The following is a 23,661-nucleotide window of genomic DNA, read 5'->3' on the forward strand; positions in this document are numbered from 1 at the left end:
TTTGCTACACCTCTCCTTAACTCTTCATTTCGTCAATTTCTGGCTTAAAATAATGCTTCCGACAGACAGGAATATATGTTTCATTCCCACCGATTTGAATTTGCTCACCTTCATAGACCGGCTTACCATTCGTTGTTCTTAATACCATGGTTGCTTTTTTGGAGCAAAATTGACAAATTGTTTTAATCTCATCAATTTTATCTGCTAGAAGCAAGAGATATTTCGAGCCTTCAAATAACTCATTGCGAAAATCATTTTTCAAACCAAAAGCCATAACTGGTACGTTTAATTCGTCAACTACCCTCGCTAAGTCATAGACATGACGACGAGATAGAAACTGCGCTTCATCAATCAATACACAATAAGGCTTTTCGGGCATTTCCTGAATAAAGTGGAAAATATCAGTATCTTCTGCTATTGCAATTGCTTTTCGCTTCATTCCGATACGACTAGAAACAACGCCAAAACCGTCACGTGTATCAAGTGCGCTCGTCATAATGACAACACCTTTGCCTTGTTCTTCATAGTTGTGTGCTACTTTTAAAATTTCGATTGTTTTGCCCGAATTCATCGTGCCATATTTATAATACAACTGAGCCATTTTCTTTAATTCGTTCCAAATTCTCCAATTTTTAATACTTCTTATTTTACCACATTCTGACACGCTTTAAAACCTAATTTGTGATAAAATAAAAATATCAAAAATAAAAAGGAGAAACCATATGCCATTTGTCAGAATTGATTTATTTGAAGGACGCACGTTAGAACAAAAGAAAGCTCTTGCAAAAGAAGTTACTGCTGCTATCGTGAAAAATACTGGCGCGCCACAATCTGCTGTTCATGTCATCATCAACGACATGCCAGAAGGGACTTATTTCCCACAAGGTGAAATGCGTACAAAATAACAAAAAAAAGAATCTTGGATAAAAATCTGAGATTCTTTTTTAATTCAGAATGATAAATGATGTAGATGCAACATTTAAGCTAATTTCGTTTTTGAATATGATTAAGACGAAGTTGGTATAAAATGCCACTAACGACCAGACTAGAGATTAAACCAATCCAATAAGCAAAGGGACCTAAATTTGTCGTGTGATCCAATAGTAACCCAACTGGTAGCGACACCCCCCAATAGCCAATCAATCCCAAATAAAATGGCACTTTTGTATCCTTATAACCACGTAAAATTCCTTGAAGAGGCGCTGCGAAAGTATCTGCTAATTGAAAAAACAAACTATAAGTTAAGAAAACCGATGTCAGACGAATGAATTCTTTGTTGGTTCCATATAATGAAGCGACTTGATAACGGAAAAGATATAAAAATGTCAGCGTGAAAACAGCGAACCCAAGCGCAGTCAATCTTCCCAAAACACAATATTTTCTGACATAGTCTAGACGCTTTGCGCCAATTTCGTAAGAAACGATAATCGCCATAGCATTAGAAATGCTCATAGGAAAAGCATACATAAGATTGGAAAAACTAATAGCAGATTGGTGGCTGGCAATGATTAACGAAGAAAACTTAGCCATAAGCAAACCTACGACTGAAAATATCACAACTTCTGCAAAGACAGTTCCGCCAATAGGAAAACCGAGACGAATCCCTTCCAGCAACTCTTTTTTGTCTAAAGGACGAATTTTCCATAATTGATATTTTTTTATTCTAGGATGTCTTTTGGCAACTACCACCGAAAGGACTAACAGCACCCAGTAAGCCAACGAAGTCCCTAGCCCCGCTCCTGATCCACCCATTTCTGGGAAGCCAAATGCTCCATAAATTAAAATGTAGTTAAAACTGGCATTCAACGGTAGCAAGAGCAACATAAGATACATGGATAATCTTGTCAATCCTAATGCATCTAATAAAGAGCGTACAACACTAAATAAAAGCAAAGGGATAATACCAAATGCCAAATACCAGAGGTAGTGTATAGAGACTTCTGCTACTAATGGTTCTAATCCAATATTGGACAAAACAAGCGGTGCACCTAGAAAAACGAGCCCAAACAAGAGAAGAGACAAGCCGAGAGATAAATAAATAAACTGATAAAAATCAGAAGCGATTTTTTCTTCCTGTTTTTGTCCTAGATGATGTCCAATAATCGGAACCAAGGCTGAGACAATACCAGTCAAAAAAGTAAAAAACGGACTCCATAAGCTAGTCGCCATTGAAACTCCCGCCAAATGCAACGTATGGTATTGCCCTGTCATGGTTGTATCCACAAACGAGGCTGAAAAATTGGCCAGTTGATAAATCAAAATTGGCAAAAAAATCGAGATAAATAAGGTCATTCTTTCTTTTAAATTGCGAGCTTGGTACATACAATCTCCTCAAACAATACTTTCTCTCTTAACTATACTATAAGCACTTAGAATAGTCAAAAAAGCTAGGAGGAAATCCTCCCAGCCTCTTGCCGAGCTTTATCTCTTCTCACGATTTAAAATAAGATTCAATACAATCGCAATGACGCTCGCCATAACAATTCCATTTGAGAAAAACATTTGCAAGCCAGTTGGCAAACTGTTAAAAAGATTGCTTCCATTTAGGCCGACTCCTGCGGAAATAGATACAGCGGCAATCAAGAAATGGTGTTCATTGTGTTCAAAATCAACTCGCGCTAGCATTTGCATTCCCTGAACAGAAACAAAACCAAACATGACAAGCATAGCACCACCGAGTACAGGACTTGGGATGATTTGTGCCAAAGCTCCGAATTTCGGTACCAATCCTAACAAGACTAAGAATCCTGCTGCATAATAGATTGGGAGCCGTGTTTTAATTCCAGAAAGTTTGACCAAACCAACATTTTGTGAAAATCCTGTATAAGGGAAAGTGTTAAAAATACCGCCAAGAAGCACTGCAAGTCCTTCTGCACGATAACCATTTCGCAGACGAATGCTATCTAACTTTTCGTTTGTAATATCTGAAAGTGCAAAATAAACACCTGTTGATTCTACCAAAGAAACTGTTGCGATAATACACATCATGACGATGGATGAAAGTTCAAACTTAGGTATTCCAAAATAAAACGGTGTCGGAACATGTACAAGAGGAGCTTGAGTTACTGGCGCAAAATCTACTAAGCCCATAAAGCTGGCAATAATCGTTCCAATAATTAAGCCAATCAGAATGGAAATGGATTTTAGAAAGCCTTTCGCAAAGATATTTACTAACAGTATAATTAAAATCGTGACAACAGCCAACAGCAAACTTTGTGCAGTTGGTTTTTCACTATTATTCCCCATATTGCCAATCGCAACAGGAATAAGTGTCAAACCAATAGTTGTAATCACTGAGCCCGTCACAATTGGTGGAAAGAAATTAGCAATTTTAGAAAAAATGCCTGCAATCAAAAGAACGTAGATACCGGAAACGATGAGCGCTCCAAACATAGCTCCGCTTCCATGTTTTTGACCAATCATAATCAGAGGTGCAACCGATTGAAAAGCAACTCCAAGTACGACTGGCAGGCCAATTCCGAAATATTTATTGAGTTGCAATTGCAAAAACGTTGCCACACCACACATAAAAATATCTGTGGAGATGAGATAGGTCAACTGTTGGCTCGAATAACCTAGCGCACCAGCAATCATAATGGGTACAAGGATTGACCCAGAGTACATTGCTAATAAGTGCTGCAAACCTAAGACAGCTGCCTGTGAATGTTTTTCTTCTTTCAGTTCCATTATGCATCAGCCTCCATAAATACAACTTTTCCATTTTCAAATTTTTGAATACGAGCCAACGAAACGACTTTTCGCTTATCTTCTTCTAGCAACTTTCTTCCTTCTTGGAATGATTTTTCAATCACAATACCAATCGCTTCCACATGGGCACCTGATTGTTCAATGATATTAACAAGCCCTTTAGCTGCTTGCCCATTTGCTAGAAAATCATCGACAATAAGCACTTTATCATGATGATTTAAAAATTTCCCTGCAATTGAGACCGTACTTGTCACTTGTTTGGTAAAAGAATAGACCTCTGTCGTCAAAATATCTTCCGTCATAGTAATGTTTTTTGACTTTTTCGCAAAAATCATCGGAACGCCCAATGCTTCTGCTGTATAAATAGCAGGTGCGATGCCAGATGCTTCAATTGTCACAACTTTTGTAATACCAGCCGAGCGAAAATAGGTTGCAAACACTTTACCAATTTCTTTCATCAAGTTGAAATCGACTTGGTGAGTCAGAAATGAATCCACTTTTAAAATATTTTCTCCTAAAACATTTCCATCTTTTAGGATACGTTCTTCTAATAATTTCATAAAATCTCCTTTTAGAAAAAACAAAAGGCTTGCCAAAAGCAAGCCTAAAACAATTGGTTACCCAACTGAATACAAAATTCCTTGCTAAAAACATAGCAGGAAAGTTGAAGACTTACTTATTGTTAGACATTAGGTGCCTTGTAGAAACATTACGCCAAATTCGTAATATAAATAAGTAATTATTTTATTATTAATGCGCATCACCGTTCCAAATAGAATTTTTCACAATGACGTAATCTACGTGCTTAAGACCAGCTAAGTCTCTTCCGCCAGCATAGGAAATAGCACTTTGCAAATCCTGCTCCATTTCAACCAAAGTGTCAGCTAAATGTCCTTTAACCGGTAAAAGAATTTTCTTTCCTTCCACATTCTTATACGTACCCTTTTGGTACTCTGAAGCCGAACCATAATACTCCTTGAATTGTTCACCGTCTACTTCGACCGTTTGACCTGGGCTTTCGATATGACCTGCGAATAGGGAACCAATCATCACCATGGTAGCACCAAAGCGAATAGATTTGGCAATGTCGCCATGCGTACGAATACCACCGTCCGCAATAATCGGTTTGCGAGCAGCTTTTGCACACCAACGAAGAGCCGCTAATTGCCAGCCACCTGTACCAAAACCAGTTTTTACTTTTGTGATACAAACTTTCCCTGGCCCAATACCAACTTTGGTTGCATCTGCTCCAGCATTTTCCAGCTCACGAACAGCTTCTGGTGTCCCGACATTTCCTGCAATCACGAAAGTATCAGGGAGTTCTTTTTTGATGTGCTGAATCATATCAATCACACTATCTGAATGCCCATGCGCAATATCAATCGTGATGTATTCTGGAGCATCTTCTTTCAACTGGCTAACAAAATCATATTCATAATCTTTCACACCAACCGAAATAGACGCAATCAGTCCTTGCTCATGCATACGCTTGACGAAAGGAATGCGGCCAGCTTCGTCAAAACGGTGCATGATGTAGAAATAGCCACTTTTCGCCAATTTTTCTGCTACATCTTCATCCAGAATTGTTTGCATGTTAGCTGGAACAACAGGAAGTTTAAAAGTATGATTCCCAAAAGTAACTGTCGTATCTGCTTCTGAGCGGCTTTTGATGATACATTTATTCGGAATCAATTGGATATCTTCATAGTCAAAAATAGGAAATTCGTTCAGCATATCATTCTCCTTTAATTTTATGCTAAAAATGACCTACCTATGCTTTCGCATCGCTACGTCTTTCCTGACGTTTCCTTTAGTATTATAACACAAGGTACAGAAATTACAATATAATGACGTATAATATTTTTTATCATTCGGAAATTGCGAGTTGTTCTTTCAGATTCTAAAAAAAAGAGGTCTCCCTCTTTTACAAGAGTAAATCTTTAATGCGTCCAATATCTGATTTTTTCAATACCACATAAATCATATCTCCTAGATACAGGCGCGTGCTGCCATTCACTGTTTGGTTCTTTCCGTTGTGGTGTTGCATGGTAATTAGAATATCTCTTGGCAACTCCAACTCATGAACTTGCTTGCCGGCTATTTTTTCAGAGACAGGAATTTCGATAAGGGTTGTCTCTCCGTCATCTGCCACACTATCTGGAAGCATTCGCTCTAGCATAGCTTCATACACAGGTGCTCCGCCTAATAAATCCATTACAACATATGCCACTAAAGTCACTAAACCAAGAGGCATGAGGTTTCGTATATCTCCAACCATCTCAGTCACCAAGATAATTGCTATCAATGGAGCTTTAGAAATTGCACCAAAGTAGCCGCTCATACCTAAAATAATAAAAATAGGAAATTGCTCTTGTGTTGCAAAGCCTAATTGCACACAAACGACACCAACAATTGCTCCCAAAAGAGAGCCAAGAGCTAAAATGGGGAGAAAAATACCACCAGGAAGCCCACTACCATAACTAATCATACTCCAGATAAAGCGAATAACGAAAAACATCACTAATGTTAATAGCAGATAGTGTTGACTGGTTAAAGAGAGAACCAGTTGATTGCCACCGCCTAAAAGCTGTAGAAGGAAATATCCTACTGGCAAAATGAAAATAAAAGCTATAATAGGATAATATTGCGGAGAAAGGTGCAAAACTTCTCCAATCATATCATAAATGCGAGGCATAGCTAAAACAACTTTTTCATATAAAAATCCTGAAAAACCAAGAAAAATTCCTAACAACAAATAAAGCCAGTATTGCCCTAGTCCCATCAGAGGAATATTATCTGGCATATTTAATACAGGGGTCATTCCAAAAATCATAAGTGAAACAAAATTCGCCGTTAAACTTGCCGCCAAAGACGAGACCCAAAAGAAACGCGAAAAATGATGATAGACTTCCTCAATAACAAACAGTAATCCCGCAATCGGAGCATTAAAAGCTGCTGCCAGCCCTGCTGCCGCTCCACTAGCAATCAAAGAACGCTCTTCCACAGGGCTTAAATGAAGATGTTTGGCAATTCCTTTTCCACCCATTGCTCCCAGCTGGATACTTGGACCTTCACGTCCTAACATTAAGCCACTTGCAATGGCTAAAACACCCAGAATATATTTTTTCCAGAGAACGCTCCACCATGATAAGCTCATCAGACCTTTCAGCTCTGCTTCTACTTGCGGAATTCCAGAACCTTTAATATCCTTTTCCGAGAGCGTTAACTTTGCACTTATCCAAATCACGCAAGCATAAAATAACAGAATAAAAGCAAACCAAATCATACTATCATGCCCTTGCTGATAGAAATGTTGAACAATATGAAATCCCTTTTCAATCAAAAAACGAAAAGAACCGACAATTGCACCTACAATAATCCCGACTAAAATTCCTCTTGAAACTTGCAGAATAACCGAACTAGATGTAAACGCAAATTCTTTCTTGGTATTTGATGTTCCCTTTTCTGTCTGAACAGACATCATTACCTCCCAATATGTTCTCCTTCTATTTTAGCATAATTTTTCTTATTGCTTATAGAAATTATTTTAGAAAATGAAGTCTAGAGAAAAAATCAAACCAGCTTCATGCGAAACTGGTTTATGATAATATCCTTATTAAATCTCTACACTGTTTATTTGCTGATCATTAATTGTATAACAATTACGATAAATCTTCGCTTTCTTCTTGTTTTTTACTATAAATGAGATTAAATAAATCTCTTTTTAAGCTGTCTAACTGCTAAGGTATAGAAGACAAAAATATAAGCACCATTGACAACTAAGAAAAGGATAAATTCAGATAAGGTAAAAGGGACTAAAGAACGAGCTCGATCACCAACAGCAATCTGAGCATAAGGGAAAATGCTAAAAAGACCTTGTCCAATAAATAGGGTCATAAGCCCTGCTATAGCCAAAATGGCTGATATAAGAATAGGCACTGCGAAATTTTTTAAGCGAATACTAAGAAAAATTTGAATGGTGACAATAGTAATGGTTGCTATCCAACCTGTGATAGACCAAAGCAAAAAGTCCAGTAGATAATTTGCAAAAGGTACCTTCAAAACCAAAGCGCTGATAATATAAAAGAGAAGAACTATCAGTTGACTAATAGCCATGACTAGTGATAAGCTGGTGATTTTTGATAAAATGATACGATTGGCTTTAACCGGAATACTTAATAAGCGCTGCCAGTTTTTATTACTTTCCTCGAATTGACAACTGATGGAACAGATAATCCCGATCAGAATAGGAGTAAATATCTGCGAGGAATAGAAAACTGTTTGTCCCCAAAGGACGCGAGCTTGTGTACCATCTAGGAGCACCTTTCGATTGAGAGCGTAAATCATTGCTCCCAATAAGGACCCAACAAGGTTAAAGAAGATTAGCGTTATCGGAATAGCACTTTTTTTGATTTTTTTAAATTCAAAAATAATCATAATAGATCCGCCTTTCCAATGAGTTTTTTACTGACAAAGATGCTTAAAAAAATGATAAGCAATAATGTGACTAATTTAAAGGGATAAGCATTATCATATTGAAAAAGATAAGTGTTAGTTCCAGCCACCCGTTTAGCGATTCCCATCATAGAGAAATATTGCCAAGGAATGAAAATACGAATAGGAAATGGTAACGCACCGATACCTACAAATGACAGGAAGGAACCAATTAAGCCTGTTACCACTGTCACACTTGGCTTTGGATAGATAAAAGCTAAGCAAAGATGTAAACAAGACAGAAAGAGACAAACCAAAAAAGTTGTGAACAAAAAGAGACTCAATGAAACAGGTGTCACACTGACCTGCATGCCTTGAATAATAAATTTCAGAAAAAGCGTTTGAATCAAACTGACAACAAAGGCAAAAATAGCCATCACAGTCAATTTAGCCTTAAAAAGTTGCCAAGGACTTTCGTTACTGGTTTGCAAGAGTTTAAAAGTTTTGCCTAGATGTTCCAATTCCAGTAGTCTAGACGCTAAAACTGCAATGAAAAGTGGCAAAATACAATCATTCAAGTAAGTCATGGTATAAATGGCATTATAGGCCTCATGCGTTTTAGGTAATTCATATTTGATAACAACGCCACTCCAAATCAAGCCCACTGCTACAATAGCAATCAAAGATAGCAAGAAAGAACGTCTTTTTAATTTGATAAATTCTAATTGTAAATTTAGCATTACAAAACACTTCCTTCCCGTCCTGTCATATCAAGGAAAACATCTTCCAGCGATCGACGAATCATACGAACTTGATAAATATCAACATCATTTTCAACTAAGAGTCGAATAGCAGTGGCTATATTAACTTTATCGTTATCGTTGACAATCAATTTTTTGTCATCATCCAAATTAAAACCATTGAACATTAGTATTCTTTTAGCAGTTACATCATCACTGGTCTCAAACAGATATTTTTCATCTTCTTCAAGGTCAGATAGATGACCTTCAAAAAGTAATTGACCATGATTAATAATACCGACAGTCGTAGCCATCTGTTCAATTTCTGAAAGAATATGGCTAGAAACGATGATAGTCATATCGTATTTTTGTGGTAATGACTTGATGAGCTCACGAATTTCTTGAATACCAGCAGGATCTAAACCATTAGTTGGCTCATCCAGAATCAGTAATTTAGGAAATTTAACAATGGCTAGCGCAATTCCTAGACGTTGTTTCATGCCTAGTGAATAGTTTTTAACTAGCTTGTCTTTTTGATCGAAAAGTTTGACAATCTTTAAGACTTCATCAATATTTCTTTTTGGTAATTTAAGTAATTTTTGGATAATTTCAAGATTTTCATAGCCGGTCAAATTAGCATAGTAAGAGGGCTCCTCAATAAGGGAACCTACATTTGAGAGGAGTGATATTTGATTGCTATTAAAGGTTTTGCCAAAGAGCTTAATGGAACCATAGGTTGGTTGCAACAATCCCAAAAGCATTTTCATAGCAGTGCTCTTACCAGCACCATTTGGTCCTAAAAAACCATAAATTTCATTTTTTCTAATATGAATAGAGAGCTGATTAACGGCTACTTCACCTGAAAAATCCTTACTTAATTGGTTGGTTTCAACGATATAATTGTTCATTTGTTTTCTCCTTTAAAAATCTTAGAGTGATGTTATATCCTTTCGCTATTTTTATTATAATGAAACTCCTTTATTTTAACCTATTCATTACCTTAATTCTTCCTTAATTTTTACTTTAAAGTCCTTGACCAAGGAAGCAATGTGTTATACTAGTCTTATTGAGGTAATAGTATGAATTATAAAGAAAAGAAGATCTTAATTTTAGACGATAACCCAGAAATTTTAGAAATGGTGCAAGAATCATTGAACATTGCTGGTTTTAGCAATCTAACAAGTGTACAATCACAAAAAGAAGCTTTGGAGCAATTTGAAGAAAAATCTTTTGATTTAGTTATTTTAGACATTATGCTGCCTGAAGGATCAGGATTTGAAGTTTTAAAAGGTATCCGTAAGACTTCAACGGTTCCTGTTTTGTTTTTGTCGGCAATCTCCGATATAGAAAAACAATATCAGGGCTTTGAGCTAGGGGCAGATGACTATATTATCAAGCCTTTCCGCCCAAGAGATTTGGAGTTGCGTATTCTTTCCATCTTAAAAAGAGCCTATCCCGAAAAGGAAGATACCCTTGTTTTGCCTGCTTGCCAGGTGCATTTTAGCCAAGCCTTGATTACCAAAGGAAAACTAGAGATTCAGCTGACAGCTAAGGAATACAGTATTCTTAAGGTCTTATATGATAATAAGAATCGCATTGTTACTTTTGACCAACTCTTAGAAAAAGTCTGGGGCTTACAATACCAAGGCTATGATAATACCCTAATGGCTCATATTCGTAAGATTCGACAAAAGATCGAAGCCAATCCATCTAAACCAGAAAGCTTAATAACGGTTAAAGGTTTGGGTTACAAACTAAAGGTGAATTAAATGGATACCGTTAAATTTTTTACTAAGTTATTAACCAGGTATGTTCTATTACTCTTGGCTTTAATCATAGGACTTATTTTTGTTTATGGTTTGGTTTTCTCATCCTATTTTAGTTTCTATGGAAAGGAAAAACCGGAACTACTTTACACTAAAATCGCTCAATCGAGTCAACAGAATAATTTTAATTTTGATAAAAGCAGCAAAATTGAAATGGATAAACAAAATACTTGGGCTATGGTACTGAATCAAGATGGCAATATTGTCCAATCTTATCATTTACCTAAAGGACTCAAAAGGCATTATACGAATACTGATATGGTTAAATTTTCACGCTGGTATTTAGAAGATTACCCTGTTTTCTCCTATGTACGAGGTCAGCAAATTTTAGTTTTGGGCTATCCTAAAAAGCATTCCTTAGCAAAATTTAATTTCTATGCTAATACGCAATTTATTAGGAATTTTCTCAGTTTGGGACTTGTTTTCTTGGGTATTATTCTTTTACTTATTTTTATTCTTTTGAGCCGATCAAAGTTGCGCATTAAAAAGGAGATGGAGCCGATTATTACTGCTGTCACTTCTTTGTCTCAAGGTCAAAATATCGCTCTTAATGAAAAGGGAAATTTCTCTGAAATTAAGACAGCTCTCAATGAAACCTCTCATATTTTGGAAGAAAGCAACACGATGAAAGAGCAATGGATTAGAGGGGTCAGTCATGATTTACGCAATCCTCTTATGCTCATATCAGGTTATAACAGTCAGCTAGAGCAGCAATATGGTAAAGGAAAGCAGACGGAGGAAATTGAAAATCAGATTCAAACTATGAAAGAAATGATTTCTAATCTCAATATGAGCTACTTATTGGATAATCAAAAGCATCACTCCGAATTTTCGAGTCTTGATTTGGTTGCAGTCCTACGAACAGTAATTGCCGATATATTGAATAATTATGAAACAATTACACTTCATTTTGATTTGCCTACCGAGGCAGTGTTGGTAAAAGGAGAGGTAACTTTACTAGAAAGAGCTTTTAGAAATCTCTTGCTTAATAGTATCATACACAGCGGTTCTAACCAGATTGATCTGACTTATCAATTATCTGATAATAAAGTGCTCATCATCATTGCGGATCAAGGAGATATTACAGCTCAAAAAATTACTGAGCTAAATCAAAAATCGACTAATTATGAATCACATGGTATGGGAACGGTTATCACTAAACAAATTATTAAATTACATCAAGGTGAAATTGTTTTTTTAGACAATCAGCCAGGCTTAAAAGTCATCATTTCTTTACCTTTAGTAAAGGACTGATGACCTACCTAAGAACAAGCTTACACTCAGAAAACTAACCATTTGGAGCATCGCAACACATTATTTATCTTCTAAATATTTCTAAATGCTATTTTTGGGGCAAAGTATTCTTTCGTCTAATCATCGTAAATTTTTGATAAATAAGTAGCAATACTATTCTATTTATCAAAAATTTTTCTGTTATACGCAAAAAAAGAGTGCACAAATAAAGTTGCACTCTTTTAATGTTGAAATGCTTTGTCAACAACTATATACGAATTGTATTAAAAACGCTTTATAAACTCAATATTTTATCTTTATTTTTCAGCTGTTAATGCTGCCATCGTGATGTAATTATAAGGTTTGTTGAAGTGTGGCAGGAAGAAAATATCTGTCAATGCCAATTTATCAATGGTCACTTTTTCTTGGATTGCGAGTGAGAAGAGATGAATACCCATTGAGATATCTTCGTGCGAAGCCATTTGTGCTCCAAGGATGACACGTGTATCTTTATCAAATACGATACGAATAGCTACTTCATGGTTATCGTGTTTGATAAATTCTGGCTTTTGAAGGTCGTTGAAGCCTGTTTCAACTGCGTCATAACCCGCAGCTTTTGCTTTTTCCAATGTCAAACCAGTTGAAACCATTTTAAGGTCGTAGATGTTGATACCGTTTGAGCCTTGCACACCAATGCCTTCTAACTCATGACCAGTAGCATTGTAAGCTCCGACAATACCTGAACGAACAGCGTTTGAAGCAAGTGCAATGTAGCTCATTTTACCAAGGGAATTGTCATAAATCGTTGCACAGTCACCAACTGCATAAACACCTGGAATGCTTGTTTCTTGTTTTTTATCAACAAGGAAGGCGCCATTACGGAAAAGTTCAATCTTGCCAGCGCCGAGAGCTGTGTTTGGTCGGAAGCCAACAGCCATAATGACCATATCTACGTCAAATGTTTCTTTATCTGTTACAATGCGTTCAACTTTGCCTTCACCTTCAACTGCTTGCACAGTTTGACCATAGGCAAGTTTAATACCATGATCTGCCAAGTTTTGACTCATCAAATCAGACAATTCACGATCGTAGTAACCAGCAAGACAAGTGTCCGCCACATCAATCAAGGTTACTTCTTTTCCGAGACGTTCAAAGGCTTCTGCCAGTTCAACACCAATGTAGCCGGCTCCAACAACAGCGACCCGATTGATGCCTTCGTTGTTTTTCAGCTTTTCAATCACTTCAGCAGAGTTTTGATACAATTTTACAAACTGAACGTTTTCTAGGGTCGCTTTAAATTCACGATTTCCTTCTACAAGTTCAACACCTTTGATTGGCGGGATAATTGGTTGTGAACCAGTCGCAAAAATCAATTTGTCATAAGATTCAAGATGTTCCTGACCATTTACAAGTGCGATCACTTCTTTTTTGTCATAATCAACTGACAAAACAGGACTTTCCATATAAACTTTTGCACCTTTTGCTTCAAGTTTTTCTTTATCTGAATAGAACAATCCTTCTGGGCCGTCAATTTGCTTACCAATCCAAAGCGCCATTCCGCATCCTAAGAAGGAAATGTTTGAATTTTGGTCAAACACCACAACTTCGTTTTCATTTCCGAAGTTGTCTAATATCGTATTGATACAAGCTGTACCAGCATGGTTGGCACCAATAACAACAATTTTACTCATAGAGCAATTCCTACCTTAATTTTTAATTTACTAAAACATTATAACATTACGTGTTAGCGTTTACAATATATTTGCTCATAAAACTGAAAAATATTACATTTTCTATCAATTTAAAAGAACTTTTCATGAATGATTTCATTTCTAATCTCAATGCATTCAAATTTTAAGTTTCTAGTTAAGACCATTCTATATGAAATTGTCGGAAAATTTTCTACAAAAAAGTTTGTGAAAACGTTATCTATCTGTTATAATAGATGTGTGTATTTAATCTATAGAAAGGAGGTAATGTGGTGGACTTCAGCTCTCGTTCTATTCAATTAATGGGAACGACGATTACAATTTTGATTCTTCATCATCAGGCAGACTTGTTACTTGACGAGGTCGTTCAGCTCCTTTTTCTTTATGAAAAACGCTTTAGTGCAAATGATGATGCTTCGGAGTTGATGAAAATCAACCATCAAGCTGGAAAACAATGGGTTCAGGTGCATCCTGATTTGTTTGAGCTAATTGAGCTAGGAAAACAGCATAGTTTAGCTCAAAATAGTCACTTGAATATTACTATCGGTCCACTTGTACAAACGTGGCGAATTGGTTTTCCAGACGCCAAAGTGCCTCAGCTGGAAGAAATCAAATATTGCCTTTCTTTAATAGAACCTACTTTTATTAAACTCGATTCTGCTTCTTCTAGTGTTTTTTTGGCAAAAGAAGGAATGAAAATTGACCTTGGAGCACTTGCAAAAGGCTATATTGCTGATAAAGTGATGGAGTTCTTAAAAAATAAAGGCGTGACTTCTGCTCTCATCAATCTAGGCGGGAATGTATTAACCCTAGGAATTAACCAAGTTTCTAAGCGTCCTTGGCGGATTGGAATCCAGCATCCCAAATTAACCCGCGGGAATAATCTGGCTCTTCTTCCTATCGTAAATCAATCCGTTGTGACTTCGGGAATTTATGAGCGAACCTTTGAAAAACAAGGGCAAACCTATCACCATATTCTTGATGGTAAGACAGGTTATCCTGTGGAGACAGATGTCGCTAGTTTAACGATTGTGTCTAATCGCTCTGTAGACGGTGAAATTTGGACAACCCGATTATTTGGCGAAAGCCCATCGTCCATTCTAGAACAAGTCGAAAAAGAAGAACAGATTGAAGCGTTAGGGATTACAAAAGAAGATCAATTATTCTATTCTTCTGGTTTAAAACCAGAATTGCTATTTTAATATCGGAAAGGAAATAATTATGTTAAAACTCATCGGTTTAGTTGGCACAAATTCAAAACGTTCCACCAATCGCCAACTATTACAATATATGCAAAAACATTTTGCGGATAAAGCAGAAATTGAACTAGTGGAAATCAAAGATATTCCCATTTTCAATAAACCCGCAGACAAAAAACTTCCAGCTATTGTAACGGAAATTGCTGAAAAGATCGAAGCGGCTGACGGGGTCATTATCGGAACGCCTGAATACGACCACTCTACCCCAGCTTCGCTCATGAGTGCTCTGGCTTGGTTGTCTTACGGCATTTACCCATTGCTCAATAAACCCGTGATGATTACAGGTGCTTCCTTTGGAACCTTGGGTTCGTCTCGTGCACAGTTACAGCTTCGCCAGATTTTGGATGCCCCTGAGTTGAAAGCTTCCGTCATGCCTGGCTCTGAATTTTTGCTGTCGCACTCTCTGCAGGCATTTGATAAAGAAGGCAATCTCATCGACCTTGAAACTATTCAGAAATTAGATGCACTCTTTGATGATTTCCGCCTTTTTGTGAAAATTACCGAGAAACTATCCAGCGCACAGGAATTATTGCACAAAGAAGCTGAAAACTTTGACTGGGAAAACTTGTAAGCAAAGGAGAATGACATAATGAAATTTGTAGGAATTGTAGGCTCAAATGCAGAGCAATCGTATAATCGTAAATTACTGGAATTTATCAGAAGGCATTTTAAACTAAAATTTGAATTGGAAGTCTTGGAAATTGATGAAGTTCCGATGTTTAATCAAGACGAAAAATGGGACGAATCTTTCCAGCTTCGCCTCCTATACAACAAAATTACCCGTGCAGACGGAGTCATTATCGCAACACCTGAGCACAACCATACCATTACCGCCGCTCTGAAAAGCGTGCTTGAGTGGCTGTCATTTGAAGTTCATCCATTTGAAAACAAGCCTGTCATGATTGTGGGCGCTTCTTACTACGATCAAGGAACTTCGCGCGCACAGGTCCATTTACGCAAAATTCTTGACGCACCAGGTGTCAATGCTTATACTCTTCCCGGAAATGAATTTCTGCTTGGAAAAGCCAAAGAAGCCTTTGACGATGAGGGAAATATTACCAACGAAGGAACCGTCAAATTCCTTGAAACCTGCTTGGATAATTTCATGAAATATGTAGAGGTCGTTTCAAAATTGAAAAAACCAAAACCAATTGAACCAGAAGATTTAGATGTTACCAAACCTATCGCAACAACGATTCAAGGCATTGACCCAGATGATCCTGAATGGGTTGAAAAAGCCGCTGCCATGGTGGGCGCTGTCTCAGGAGATACCTATGTAAAACTAGACCACGGTATTTTAACGGTGGATCAGATCAATATGTTCTTGAAATCCATGCCTTTTGAACTGACTTACGCCGATGACAACAACCAATTCCTCTACTACAACAATGCACATCAAGACCCTGATACCATGCTGGCAAAACGTGTACCATCTCAGTCAGGAAACCGCCTATCAACGGTTCACAATTCACTTCCGGCTGGCAGAATGAAAAATGTAGAGTGGGTGGTCGGAACCTTGCGTAACGGCAATCAAGAATATGTCCGCACCCTGATTCCAAATCCGCATTCACCAGTTTTAAATACACACAATTATCAGGCCATGTACTATCCAGACGGCTCTTACGCTGGGATCAATGAAATTGTCTTTAATTTCAGACCATGGCTGGAATGGTACTTGGAAACAACAGGTCAGCAGCTAGTTGGCGGAAGCGGCCCATTCGCTCCTGCAGGAGGACAGGCTAAAGCTGATGCAACTTCCGGTGCTTCGGATACAGGTAGTCACAGCGAGAGTACGGGTGAGGCAGATGCTACTTCTGCTGCTTCCAGTCATTGATTTGAAGAAATCAAAGAAAAGGTTGAGCAATTTTGTCTCATCCTTTTTTCTGTGTAAAAGATCATTCCATAAGATTCACTTGCACAGATTTCGTGAACTTGTTATAATAATGAATATACGCAAACGTTTTCTGCCACAAGGAGATAATGATGATTGAAGCAAATCAATTATATAAGACATATAGTATTGTCGAGAAAGAATTAGGCCTTAAAGGTTCTATCAAAGCCTTTTTTCACCCTAAGAAAAAACAAATTCACGCTGTACAGAATATTTCATTAACGGTTCAAAAAGGTGAAATTGTTGGTTATATTGGTTCGAATGGAAGCGGAAAGTCCACGACTATAAAAATGCTGACAGGTGTTCTTTATCCAGATCGAGGCAGTGTTAAAATTAATGGACTTACCCCACAGAAACATCGCACAGCAGTCAATAAGCAGATTGGCGTTTTATTCGGACAAAAATCACATTTACGTTGGGATATCCCTGTGCTGGAATCTTTTATTTTGCATGCGAAAATCTATGACGTTCCTGATAAAGTTTTTGAGGAACGCTTGGAGCAATTAATTGAGCTGTTGCAGCTAGGAGATTTTATTCACCAGCCTGTTCGTAATCTTTCGCTCGGGCAACGAGTTCGCTGCGAATTTGCTGCTATATTCATTCATCAACCTGCCGTTGTTTTCTTGGATGAACCTACAATCGGTCTTGATGCCAGTGTAAAAGAAACCATCCGCTCTTTCATTCGCTTTATGAATAAAGAGTATCAGACAACTTTCCTCATTACGTCTCATGATATGCAGGATATTGAGTCGCTCTGCAAACGAATTTTCATTATTGATAAGGGCAAAAAGGTTTATGACGGAAGTCTGACGCAATTAAGAGAAAAGTTTTCAACAATTAAAACCATTTCTTTCAAAACGCAAACGCCAATAGAAGAGCTGTTCCAAATCAATGGTTTTCGTTTTGAGAAAATTGACTCTTATCATTTCAATATTCATTATCAGACGGATATTTATACTAATGCCCAAGTTATCAATCAGATTTTTGAGCATTATTCAATCGAAGACCTAGCTATCAAAGAATTGACAATTGAAAATATCGTCAAACAAATTTATGAGGAGGGGCTTGATGAGTAAATATATTCATATCACACGATTAGCTCTTATTACGCAACTTCAATATAAATCTTTCTTTGTCGCGACCCTGATTCGTACTTTCATACAAGTGCTGGTCTCTATTTTCGTTTGGAAAACCATTTTTTTCACTCAATCTCACGTTAATGGTTATACTTTAGAAACGTTCACTACCTATATTATATTTGCAAATCTACTAGGAAATCTAAATAGTTTCAGCATTGGACGGGATTTGTCTATAATGATTGTTGATGGGAATATTACTGGCGAGCTACTCTATCCTTATTCCCTCATTACTTCTCTCTTTTTCCAAGACTTTGCTGTCAAAATCGTTGAAATTGTCAAATTCGTTCCAATTTTATTAGTTATCCCTTTGCTTCAAGGACAGCTTTATCTTCCAAATTGGCAGACAGGATTGCTTTTCCTATTTTCTAGTTTATTAGGAATGTTTATCATCCTCCTGTTAGATTTAGGATTTAGCTTAACAGCCTTCTTCACGGCAAATACTTGGGGAATTTTGATTCTCAGAAACGGGCTTTTTTCACTCGCTTCAGGAGCGCTTTTGCCACTAAGTTTTTATCCAGAAAATATTGCAAACATTTTGAAACTATTACCTTATAGCTTTGCTGTTAATTTTCCGGTCAATATCCTTTTGAAAAGACAGGTTAATTTTGAACTCTTCTGGATTCAATTGGCTTGGATTCCGATACTTTCAGCTTTCATTACTTTTCTTTGGTATCAAGCTAAACGTCGTTTAGTTATTTTAGGAGGTTGAAGATGAAATACATCAGCATTTATTTTTATAACCTCAAAGCTTACTTGATTGCTAGTATGTCTTATAGGATGGACTTCTTTATTGGACTTATTTCTTCTTTGATTGAACAGATTGTTTATTTAATCTTTTTAAATGTATTATTTGCAAATATCAAGGAAATTGCTGGATTCAACTATGGACAAATGCTATTTATTTATGGAATGGCAACTATCGGACGTTCAGTTCACCTGATTTTCTTTGACAATCTTTGGATGTTTGGAAGCCGCTATATTCGCAAAGGTGAGTTTGAACGCCTGCTTATCATGCCTATCAATCCTCTTTTTCAGCTAATTTATGAACGCGTGCAGCTACAAGGATTTGGCACAACACTAATGGGAGCTATTGCAACTTATCAAGCCTATCATTTACTCGGACTGCATTGGAACATTTTTCATCTACTTCTCTTTGTCTTTATCTGTATTTGTATTGGTTTACTCTATGCCGCTATTCAATTAGGACCTACTGCTCTTGCTTTTTGGATTGTCGAATCTTTCCCTATCACAATGGGGATTTTCTCCCTCAATCAAATGGCACAATACCCTATCAAAATTTACCCAACCTTTATCCAATTGATACTAATTTTTGTATTTCCTTATGCTTTTACTTCTTTTTTTCCAGCTCTTTATTTTTTAAATCTAAGCTGGATTGGTTTGCTACTTCCTTTAGTCCTACTTGTTATTTTTACTATCAACTACGCTCTATTCAAATACGGCATGAAAAAATTCTCCAGTGTTGGGAATTAAATATTAAAAAACAACTGAAATCTTTCATCAGTTGGTTTTATTTGCCCTTGGAAAATAGAGACGAATCTCCGTATAAGTATTTTCTTCAGATTTAATTTCCATGTGATAGGATTTACCAAATTGTAATTGCAAACGCTGATTAACATTCTTCAAACCGACACCACCCAAGCGAACGAGTGTAGCATTTGTAGTTTCGCTGGCGACAAAGCCACGACCATTGTCATAAATTGAAACGATGAGCTGCGTGTCATTTTCAGAAACGCTAACTCGAATCCTCCCTTGACGATTCATTTCTTTGATACCATGGTAAATGGCGTTCTCAACCAAAGGCTGCAAAATTAATTTTGGAATTTTGTAGTCATCATATTGCTTCAACTCTTTAATCTCATATTGCAATTTCTCACCATAGCGCTGTTTTTGAATAAAGAGATACTGACGCACGTGGTCAATTTCATCTTTAAGAGAAATTTGTTCATGTCCTTGGTTCAAAGCTAAACGGAAATACTTAGCCAGTGATTTTGTGACTTCTACCACACGCTTGCTGTCATTAAATTCTGCCATCCATACAATTGTATCTAACGTATTGTAAAGAAAATGCGGGTTGATTTGGCTGGAAAGCGCCTGCAATTCATATCTTCTGACATTTTGTTCCTCTTCTTTGACTGCAATCATCAATTGATCAATCCGGTCTAACATAATATTAAATTGTCTTGCCAAATCAACTAATTCAGGAGAGCCGGTTTCATTAGCCCTCAAATCTGAATGCCCGCTTCCAACCTTTAAAATGGTTGCTTGTAAATCTCGCAAAGGCTTAATCCAAAGCCGAAGCACAAACCAAATCCCTATTAGACAAACACCCAAAGCAAACAACCCTGTTCCAATAAAAGACCACAAAATCTGTGTTTGAACTGCATGCAATTGTTCCATTGAAGAAACCCCAATCAAGGTCCAGTCACTATGTGGAATTTGGTACTGAGATACGTAGGCCTGCTTTGATTTTACATAACCATTTTTTGCAGCAATATAGGGCGCCATCGCACGCATTTCAGTAGCGGATGAATAAACTGTTTTCTTTGGATGATAGACAAAGTCATGATTGGAATCGACGATAAAGGTAAATCCCTCTTTTCCTAACTGTAGTTGATCTAAATAAGCTTCCAACGTCTTGTATCCAATATCTAAGCGAACAACCCCTAGATTTTTACCATCTTTATCTACAACTTCCTGCATGATTGAAATCACCCATTTTTCACCAGTTGTATGACTGATGGTTCTTCGTGCTGGTGTCAAAATCGGCATAGCACCTTTATGGATAGCATCCTGATACCATTTTTCTTTCATCATATCAGCGGATGTCTTCATGGTTAATTCAGGATCTGTTGATATGAGATTTCCGTCTTTTGTTACCAAAATAGCAGATACCAAATCCGAATCTGTTTTTAAAATCGTTGCGAATAATTGCCGAAGTTGTTCAGCGTTTTCTTGGCTTGGTGTTTGTGCATATGTCTTTATTTTCTCATTTTCAGCCAAACTACTCGTTGTCTGTTTAACTTTTTGTAAATAAGAAGTGATAAACTGACCACTTTGCTGAATGGTCTTGCGTGTATTTTGCTCAGTTGTCTGGCGAATAGCAACCGAACTAGTCTGATAATAAATCCCACCGACAATTCCCAAAAGAGCTAAAATCATAATAAAAACATAAATCACTAACTGAATCAGAAGCGAATATCGTTTCATCGCCCTTCTCCTCGTTTAAACTGCCGCGGTGTTACTCCAACAATTTGCTTGAAGCGTTGAGAAAAATAGTTCATATCTTCAAAGCCGACTTGATCTGCAATTTCATAAACCTTCAAGTCAGTTGTCAAAAGCAGTAATTTTGCTTTCTTCATCCGTTCTTGAATTAAGTAATCCTGAAATGGCAAGCCTAGCTCTTTTTTGATGAGAACACTCAAATAAGACGGACTAAACCCTAGTTGAAAAGCGAGTGATTTAAGAGACAATTCTGTATCGGTCAAACGATCATGAATTGCTTGTTCTAAATCAGAAAATTCTGCTTGCTCAACCAGTTCATGAACTTGCTGCTGCTTTCGCTCCTTGTCCAATTTCTCTTTGACTTTAAACAACATCGTTTCCACATCTTCCCGCGAAAACGGCTTTAGTAAATAATCGTCAGCACCTAATTTTACTGCTGATAAAGCGTAATCGAAGTCATCATAGCCCGTTAAAAAGATAATATGAACAGAAGGATATTGTTCTTTGACTAATTGAGCTAGTTTAATCCCGTTTATATGTGGCATATTGATGTCTGTCAAGACAATATCAGGCTGTGCAAGCTGTATCTTTTCCCAAGCATCCAAGCCGTTTTCAGCCTCATCCATAACTTCCATATCAAATGTTTCAAAATCTACTAAAGACGAAATACCTTGCCGAACAAGGTATTCATCTTCTACAATCATAATTGAATACACTAGCGCACCCCTATTATTTATTAAACTCATTATAGCAAATTTCTGTGAAAATTGCTGTTACACATAGTTTAATAAATAACCGTAGCCTTTACTTTCCATTTGGTCTTTCGAAATGAAATGAATGGCTAAACTGTTGATACAGTAGCGAAGTCCGCCCTTATCTTTTGGTCCGTCCGTAAAGACATGCCCTAGATGAGAATTTCCAACACGACTTCGCACCTCTGTTCGAGTCATATTAAAACTCTTATCTTCTTTATAAGTCGCTACATCTGGACTGATTGGACGTGTGAAGCTAGGCCAACCACAACCAGACTCAAATTTATCTTTGGAAGAGAAAAGTGGCTCACCTGTTACAACATCGACATAGATTCCTGCATCAAACTTATCCCAATAGCGATTAGAAAAAGCACGCTCAGTATCATTTTTTTGTGTTACAGCATATTCTTCATCAGATAGTTTCTTTTTAATCTCTGCATCACTAGGTTTTTTATATTTGGAAGCATCAATGACTGGATAAGAAGCTTGCTTAACATTGATATGGCAATAGCCATTTGGATTTTTCTTTAAATAATCTTGGTGGTACTCTTCAGCCTTAATAAAATGTTTTAATGGTTGTTTTTCGACCGCCAATGGCTCTTTAAATTTTTCTTTCTGCTCGTCAAAGACTTTGTCAATCGTTTCTACATCAGCCTGATCTTTATAATACACGCCTGTACGATATTGCACTCCACGATCATTGCCTTGCTTATTTTTGCTGAGCGGATCAATGATTCTAAAATAATGTAGCAAGACTTCTCTTAAAGAGATTTTATTGGCATCATAGGTTACATGAACCGTTTCTGCATGTTTTGTCTGCGAGATTAGTTCGTATTTTGTGGTTTCGCTAGTGCCATTAGCATAACCAGAGACTGCATCAACCACCCCATCTACTCGTGAGAAATATTCTTCCACCCCCCAGAAGCAACCTCCTGCCAAATAGATATGCTTTAAATTTGCATTTTTCAAGTCCGCTTTCTTTTGCTTGACCGGTTCAGCCTGGCTAACAGCTGCTTCTTTAATCTGATTAATAGCAGATTGATTTTTAAGGGTTGGCATCATGCGACTTCCTAGCACAAATAAACCTAAAACCAGCAGGACTGCTCCACCAAATAATAACCATTTCATTTTATGATCCATCATCCTCCCCTCCTATTTAATGCTTTTAAGAGTTGATTCAATTTCTGCTTTTTTAATAAGTCCAGGACGAGTTTTTACCAATTTTCCATCGCTTCCAATAAATGCAGCTGTCGGATAGGAACGAACACCATATTGTTCCAATAGTTTACCACTAGGATCTAGTAAAACAGGTAAATGTTTATAATTTAATTTCTCATACCAGTTTTTAAAATCTGCTTCAGATTTTTCACCAACATGCCCCGGTGAAACAACCGTCAAAACTACATAGTCTTTCCCAGCATTTTTAGCTAACTCATCAGTATCCTTTAATGTAGATAAGCAGATAGAACACCAAGATGCCCAAAATTTGAGATAAACTTTCTTTCCTTTGAAATCTGACAATTTATAAGTTTTCCCGTCAACTCCTTTTAGTTCAAAATCAGGAGCTGCTTCGCCTTGATTCAACTTTGTAGCTGTCGTTTTATTTGTAAATTGTCCGTGTCCAGACTTAGTTCCACTAGCTGATTTTTGATTTCCACAGGCACCCAACAGAGCAACACAAACAAGACCTGTGATGACTAACATTGTTTTTTTCATGAGATTCCTCC

Annotated in this window: 23 protein-coding genes and 1 riboswitch; of the genes, 9 read left to right on the forward strand and 14 right to left on the reverse strand. The window is 37.1% G+C overall.

The window, feature by feature from the left end:
• Window positions 1-16: 16 nt before the first annotated feature.
• A complete protein-coding gene (locus HMPREF2634_RS06205) occupies window positions 17-601 on the reverse strand; it encodes a thymidine kinase (RefSeq protein ID WP_003024566.1) in 585 nt (194 codons plus the stop codon).
• Window positions 602-704: 103 nt separating this feature from the next.
• Here HMPREF2634_RS06205 and HMPREF2634_RS06210 point away from each other — a divergent pair, with 103 nt between their 5' ends.
• On the forward strand, window positions 705-905 hold the full coding sequence (locus HMPREF2634_RS06210; protein ID WP_256381276.1) for a 4-oxalocrotonate tautomerase: 201 nt from the start codon (window positions 705-707) through the stop codon (window positions 903-905).
• A gap of 79 nt (window positions 906-984) precedes the next feature.
• On the opposite strand, the gene HMPREF2634_RS06215 is transcribed toward HMPREF2634_RS06210, so the two are convergent.
• From HMPREF2634_RS06215 to HMPREF2634_RS06250, 8 genes are all read right to left on the reverse strand, one after another.
• Window positions 985-2,322, reverse strand: coding sequence for an MATE family efflux transporter (locus tag HMPREF2634_RS06215; protein ID WP_003024570.1), 1,338 nt, complete (start codon window positions 2,320-2,322; stop codon window positions 985-987).
• 99 nt (window positions 2,323-2,421) lie between these two features.
• On the reverse strand, window positions 2,422-3,687 hold the full coding sequence (locus HMPREF2634_RS06220; protein WP_021001674.1) for a nucleobase:cation symporter-2 family protein: 1,266 nt from the start codon (window positions 3,685-3,687) through the stop codon (window positions 2,422-2,424).
• Window positions 3,687-4,268: a xanthine phosphoribosyltransferase gene (locus HMPREF2634_RS06225; protein WP_021001673.1), complete on the reverse strand. Its 582-nt coding sequence runs from the start codon at window positions 4,266-4,268 to the stop codon at window positions 3,687-3,689. The genes HMPREF2634_RS06220 and HMPREF2634_RS06225 overlap by 1 nt, the downstream gene beginning before the upstream one ends.
• Window positions 4,269-4,367: 99 nt before the next feature.
• Window positions 4,368-4,463, reverse strand: a riboswitch (purine riboswitch).
• Entirely contained in the window at window positions 4,459-5,442 is a 984-nt protein-coding gene (guaC, locus tag HMPREF2634_RS06230; protein WP_021001672.1) for a GMP reductase, read from the reverse strand. Its footprint overlaps the riboswitch before it by 5 nt.
• Before the next feature lie 190 nt (window positions 5,443-5,632).
• On the reverse strand, window positions 5,633-7,189 hold the full coding sequence (locus tag HMPREF2634_RS06235) for a ClC family H(+)/Cl(-) exchange transporter (protein ID WP_070836405.1): 1,557 nt from the start codon (window positions 7,187-7,189) through the stop codon (window positions 5,633-5,635).
• 227 nt (window positions 7,190-7,416) lie between these two features.
• Complete coding sequence (locus HMPREF2634_RS06240) at window positions 7,417-8,145, reverse strand: ABC transporter permease (protein ID WP_003024584.1); 729 nt, start codon at window positions 8,143-8,145, stop codon at window positions 7,417-7,419.
• Complete coding sequence (locus tag HMPREF2634_RS06245) at window positions 8,142-8,882, reverse strand: ABC transporter permease (protein ID WP_003024586.1); 741 nt, start codon at window positions 8,880-8,882, stop codon at window positions 8,142-8,144. Before HMPREF2634_RS06245 ends, HMPREF2634_RS06240 begins: the two co-directional genes overlap by 4 nt.
• Window positions 8,882-9,790: an ABC transporter ATP-binding protein gene (locus tag HMPREF2634_RS06250; RefSeq protein WP_021001670.1), complete on the reverse strand. Its 909-nt coding sequence runs from the start codon at window positions 9,788-9,790 to the stop codon at window positions 8,882-8,884. Before HMPREF2634_RS06250 ends, HMPREF2634_RS06245 begins: the two co-directional genes overlap by 1 nt.
• A 171-nt stretch (window positions 9,791-9,961) precedes the next feature.
• Here HMPREF2634_RS06250 and HMPREF2634_RS06255 point away from each other — a divergent pair, with 171 nt between their 5' ends.
• Together HMPREF2634_RS06255 and HMPREF2634_RS06260 are read left to right on the forward strand one after the other, a co-directional pair.
• Window positions 9,962-10,651, forward strand: coding sequence for a response regulator transcription factor (locus HMPREF2634_RS06255; protein ID WP_003024592.1), 690 nt, complete (start codon window positions 9,962-9,964; stop codon window positions 10,649-10,651).
• Window positions 10,652-11,962: a sensor histidine kinase gene (locus tag HMPREF2634_RS06260; RefSeq protein ID WP_070836407.1), complete on the forward strand. Its 1,311-nt coding sequence runs from the start codon at window positions 10,652-10,654 to the stop codon at window positions 11,960-11,962.
• A gap of 296 nt (window positions 11,963-12,258) precedes the next feature.
• On the opposite strand, the gene nox is transcribed toward HMPREF2634_RS06260, so the two are convergent.
• Window positions 12,259-13,632, reverse strand: a complete 1,374-nt coding sequence (gene nox, locus HMPREF2634_RS06265; protein ID WP_070836411.1) for a H2O-forming NADH oxidase — start codon at window positions 13,630-13,632, stop codon at window positions 12,259-12,261.
• 290 nt (window positions 13,633-13,922) lie between these two features.
• Here nox and HMPREF2634_RS06270 point away from each other — a divergent pair, with 290 nt between their 5' ends.
• From HMPREF2634_RS06270 to HMPREF2634_RS06295, 6 genes are all read left to right on the forward strand, one after another.
• Complete coding sequence (locus HMPREF2634_RS06270; RefSeq protein WP_021001667.1) at window positions 13,923-14,852, forward strand: FAD:protein FMN transferase; 930 nt, start codon at window positions 13,923-13,925, stop codon at window positions 14,850-14,852.
• 19 nt (window positions 14,853-14,871) lie between these two features.
• The gene (locus HMPREF2634_RS06275; RefSeq protein ID WP_003024603.1) at window positions 14,872-15,480 is read left to right on the forward strand and encodes an NADPH-dependent FMN reductase; all 609 of its coding nucleotides are present in this window, start codon (window positions 14,872-14,874) and stop codon (window positions 15,478-15,480) included.
• 18 nt (window positions 15,481-15,498) lie between these two features.
• The gene (locus HMPREF2634_RS06280; RefSeq protein WP_003024605.1) at window positions 15,499-16,743 is read left to right on the forward strand and encodes an NAD(P)H-dependent oxidoreductase; all 1,245 of its coding nucleotides are present in this window, start codon (window positions 15,499-15,501) and stop codon (window positions 16,741-16,743) included.
• A gap of 149 nt (window positions 16,744-16,892) precedes the next feature.
• Complete coding sequence (locus tag HMPREF2634_RS06285) at window positions 16,893-17,876, forward strand: ABC transporter ATP-binding protein (RefSeq protein WP_003024609.1); 984 nt, start codon at window positions 16,893-16,895, stop codon at window positions 17,874-17,876.
• Window positions 17,869-18,648 (forward strand): ABC transporter permease, encoded by a 780-nt coding sequence (locus HMPREF2634_RS06290; RefSeq protein ID WP_021001665.1) that lies wholly within the window; start codon window positions 17,869-17,871, stop codon window positions 18,646-18,648. The genes HMPREF2634_RS06285 and HMPREF2634_RS06290 overlap by 8 nt, the downstream gene beginning before the upstream one ends.
• Before the next feature lie 2 nt (window positions 18,649-18,650).
• Window positions 18,651-19,430, forward strand: coding sequence for an ABC transporter permease (locus HMPREF2634_RS06295; RefSeq protein WP_021001664.1), 780 nt, complete (start codon window positions 18,651-18,653; stop codon window positions 19,428-19,430).
• A 27-nt stretch (window positions 19,431-19,457) separates the two neighbouring features.
• Here HMPREF2634_RS06295 and HMPREF2634_RS06300 read toward each other — a convergent pair whose 3' ends face one another.
• Genes HMPREF2634_RS06300 through HMPREF2634_RS06315 form a run of 4 tightly spaced genes read right to left on the reverse strand, consistent with a single transcriptional unit; the run spans window position 19,458 to window position 23,650 of the window.
• Window positions 19,458-21,167: a cache domain-containing sensor histidine kinase gene (locus HMPREF2634_RS06300; protein WP_021001663.1), complete on the reverse strand. Its 1,710-nt coding sequence runs from the start codon at window positions 21,165-21,167 to the stop codon at window positions 19,458-19,460.
• Complete coding sequence (locus tag HMPREF2634_RS06305) at window positions 21,164-21,898, reverse strand: response regulator transcription factor (protein ID WP_021001662.1); 735 nt, start codon at window positions 21,896-21,898, stop codon at window positions 21,164-21,166. Before HMPREF2634_RS06305 ends, HMPREF2634_RS06300 begins: the two co-directional genes overlap by 4 nt.
• Before the next feature lie 57 nt (window positions 21,899-21,955).
• On the reverse strand, window positions 21,956-23,074 hold the full coding sequence (gene msrB, locus HMPREF2634_RS06310; RefSeq protein ID WP_041784110.1) for a peptide-methionine (R)-S-oxide reductase MsrB: 1,119 nt from the start codon (window positions 23,072-23,074) through the stop codon (window positions 21,956-21,958).
• Window positions 23,075-23,086: 12 nt separating this feature from the next.
• Window positions 23,087-23,650, reverse strand: a complete 564-nt coding sequence (locus HMPREF2634_RS06315) for a redoxin domain-containing protein (RefSeq protein ID WP_003024623.1) — start codon at window positions 23,648-23,650, stop codon at window positions 23,087-23,089.
• Window positions 23,651-23,661 lie beyond the last annotated feature (11 nt).

The sequence above is a fragment of the Streptococcus sp. HMSC034B03 genome (assembly GCF_001838575.1).
Classification (GTDB): Bacteria; Bacillota; Bacilli; order Lactobacillales; family Streptococcaceae; genus Streptococcus; species Streptococcus anginosus.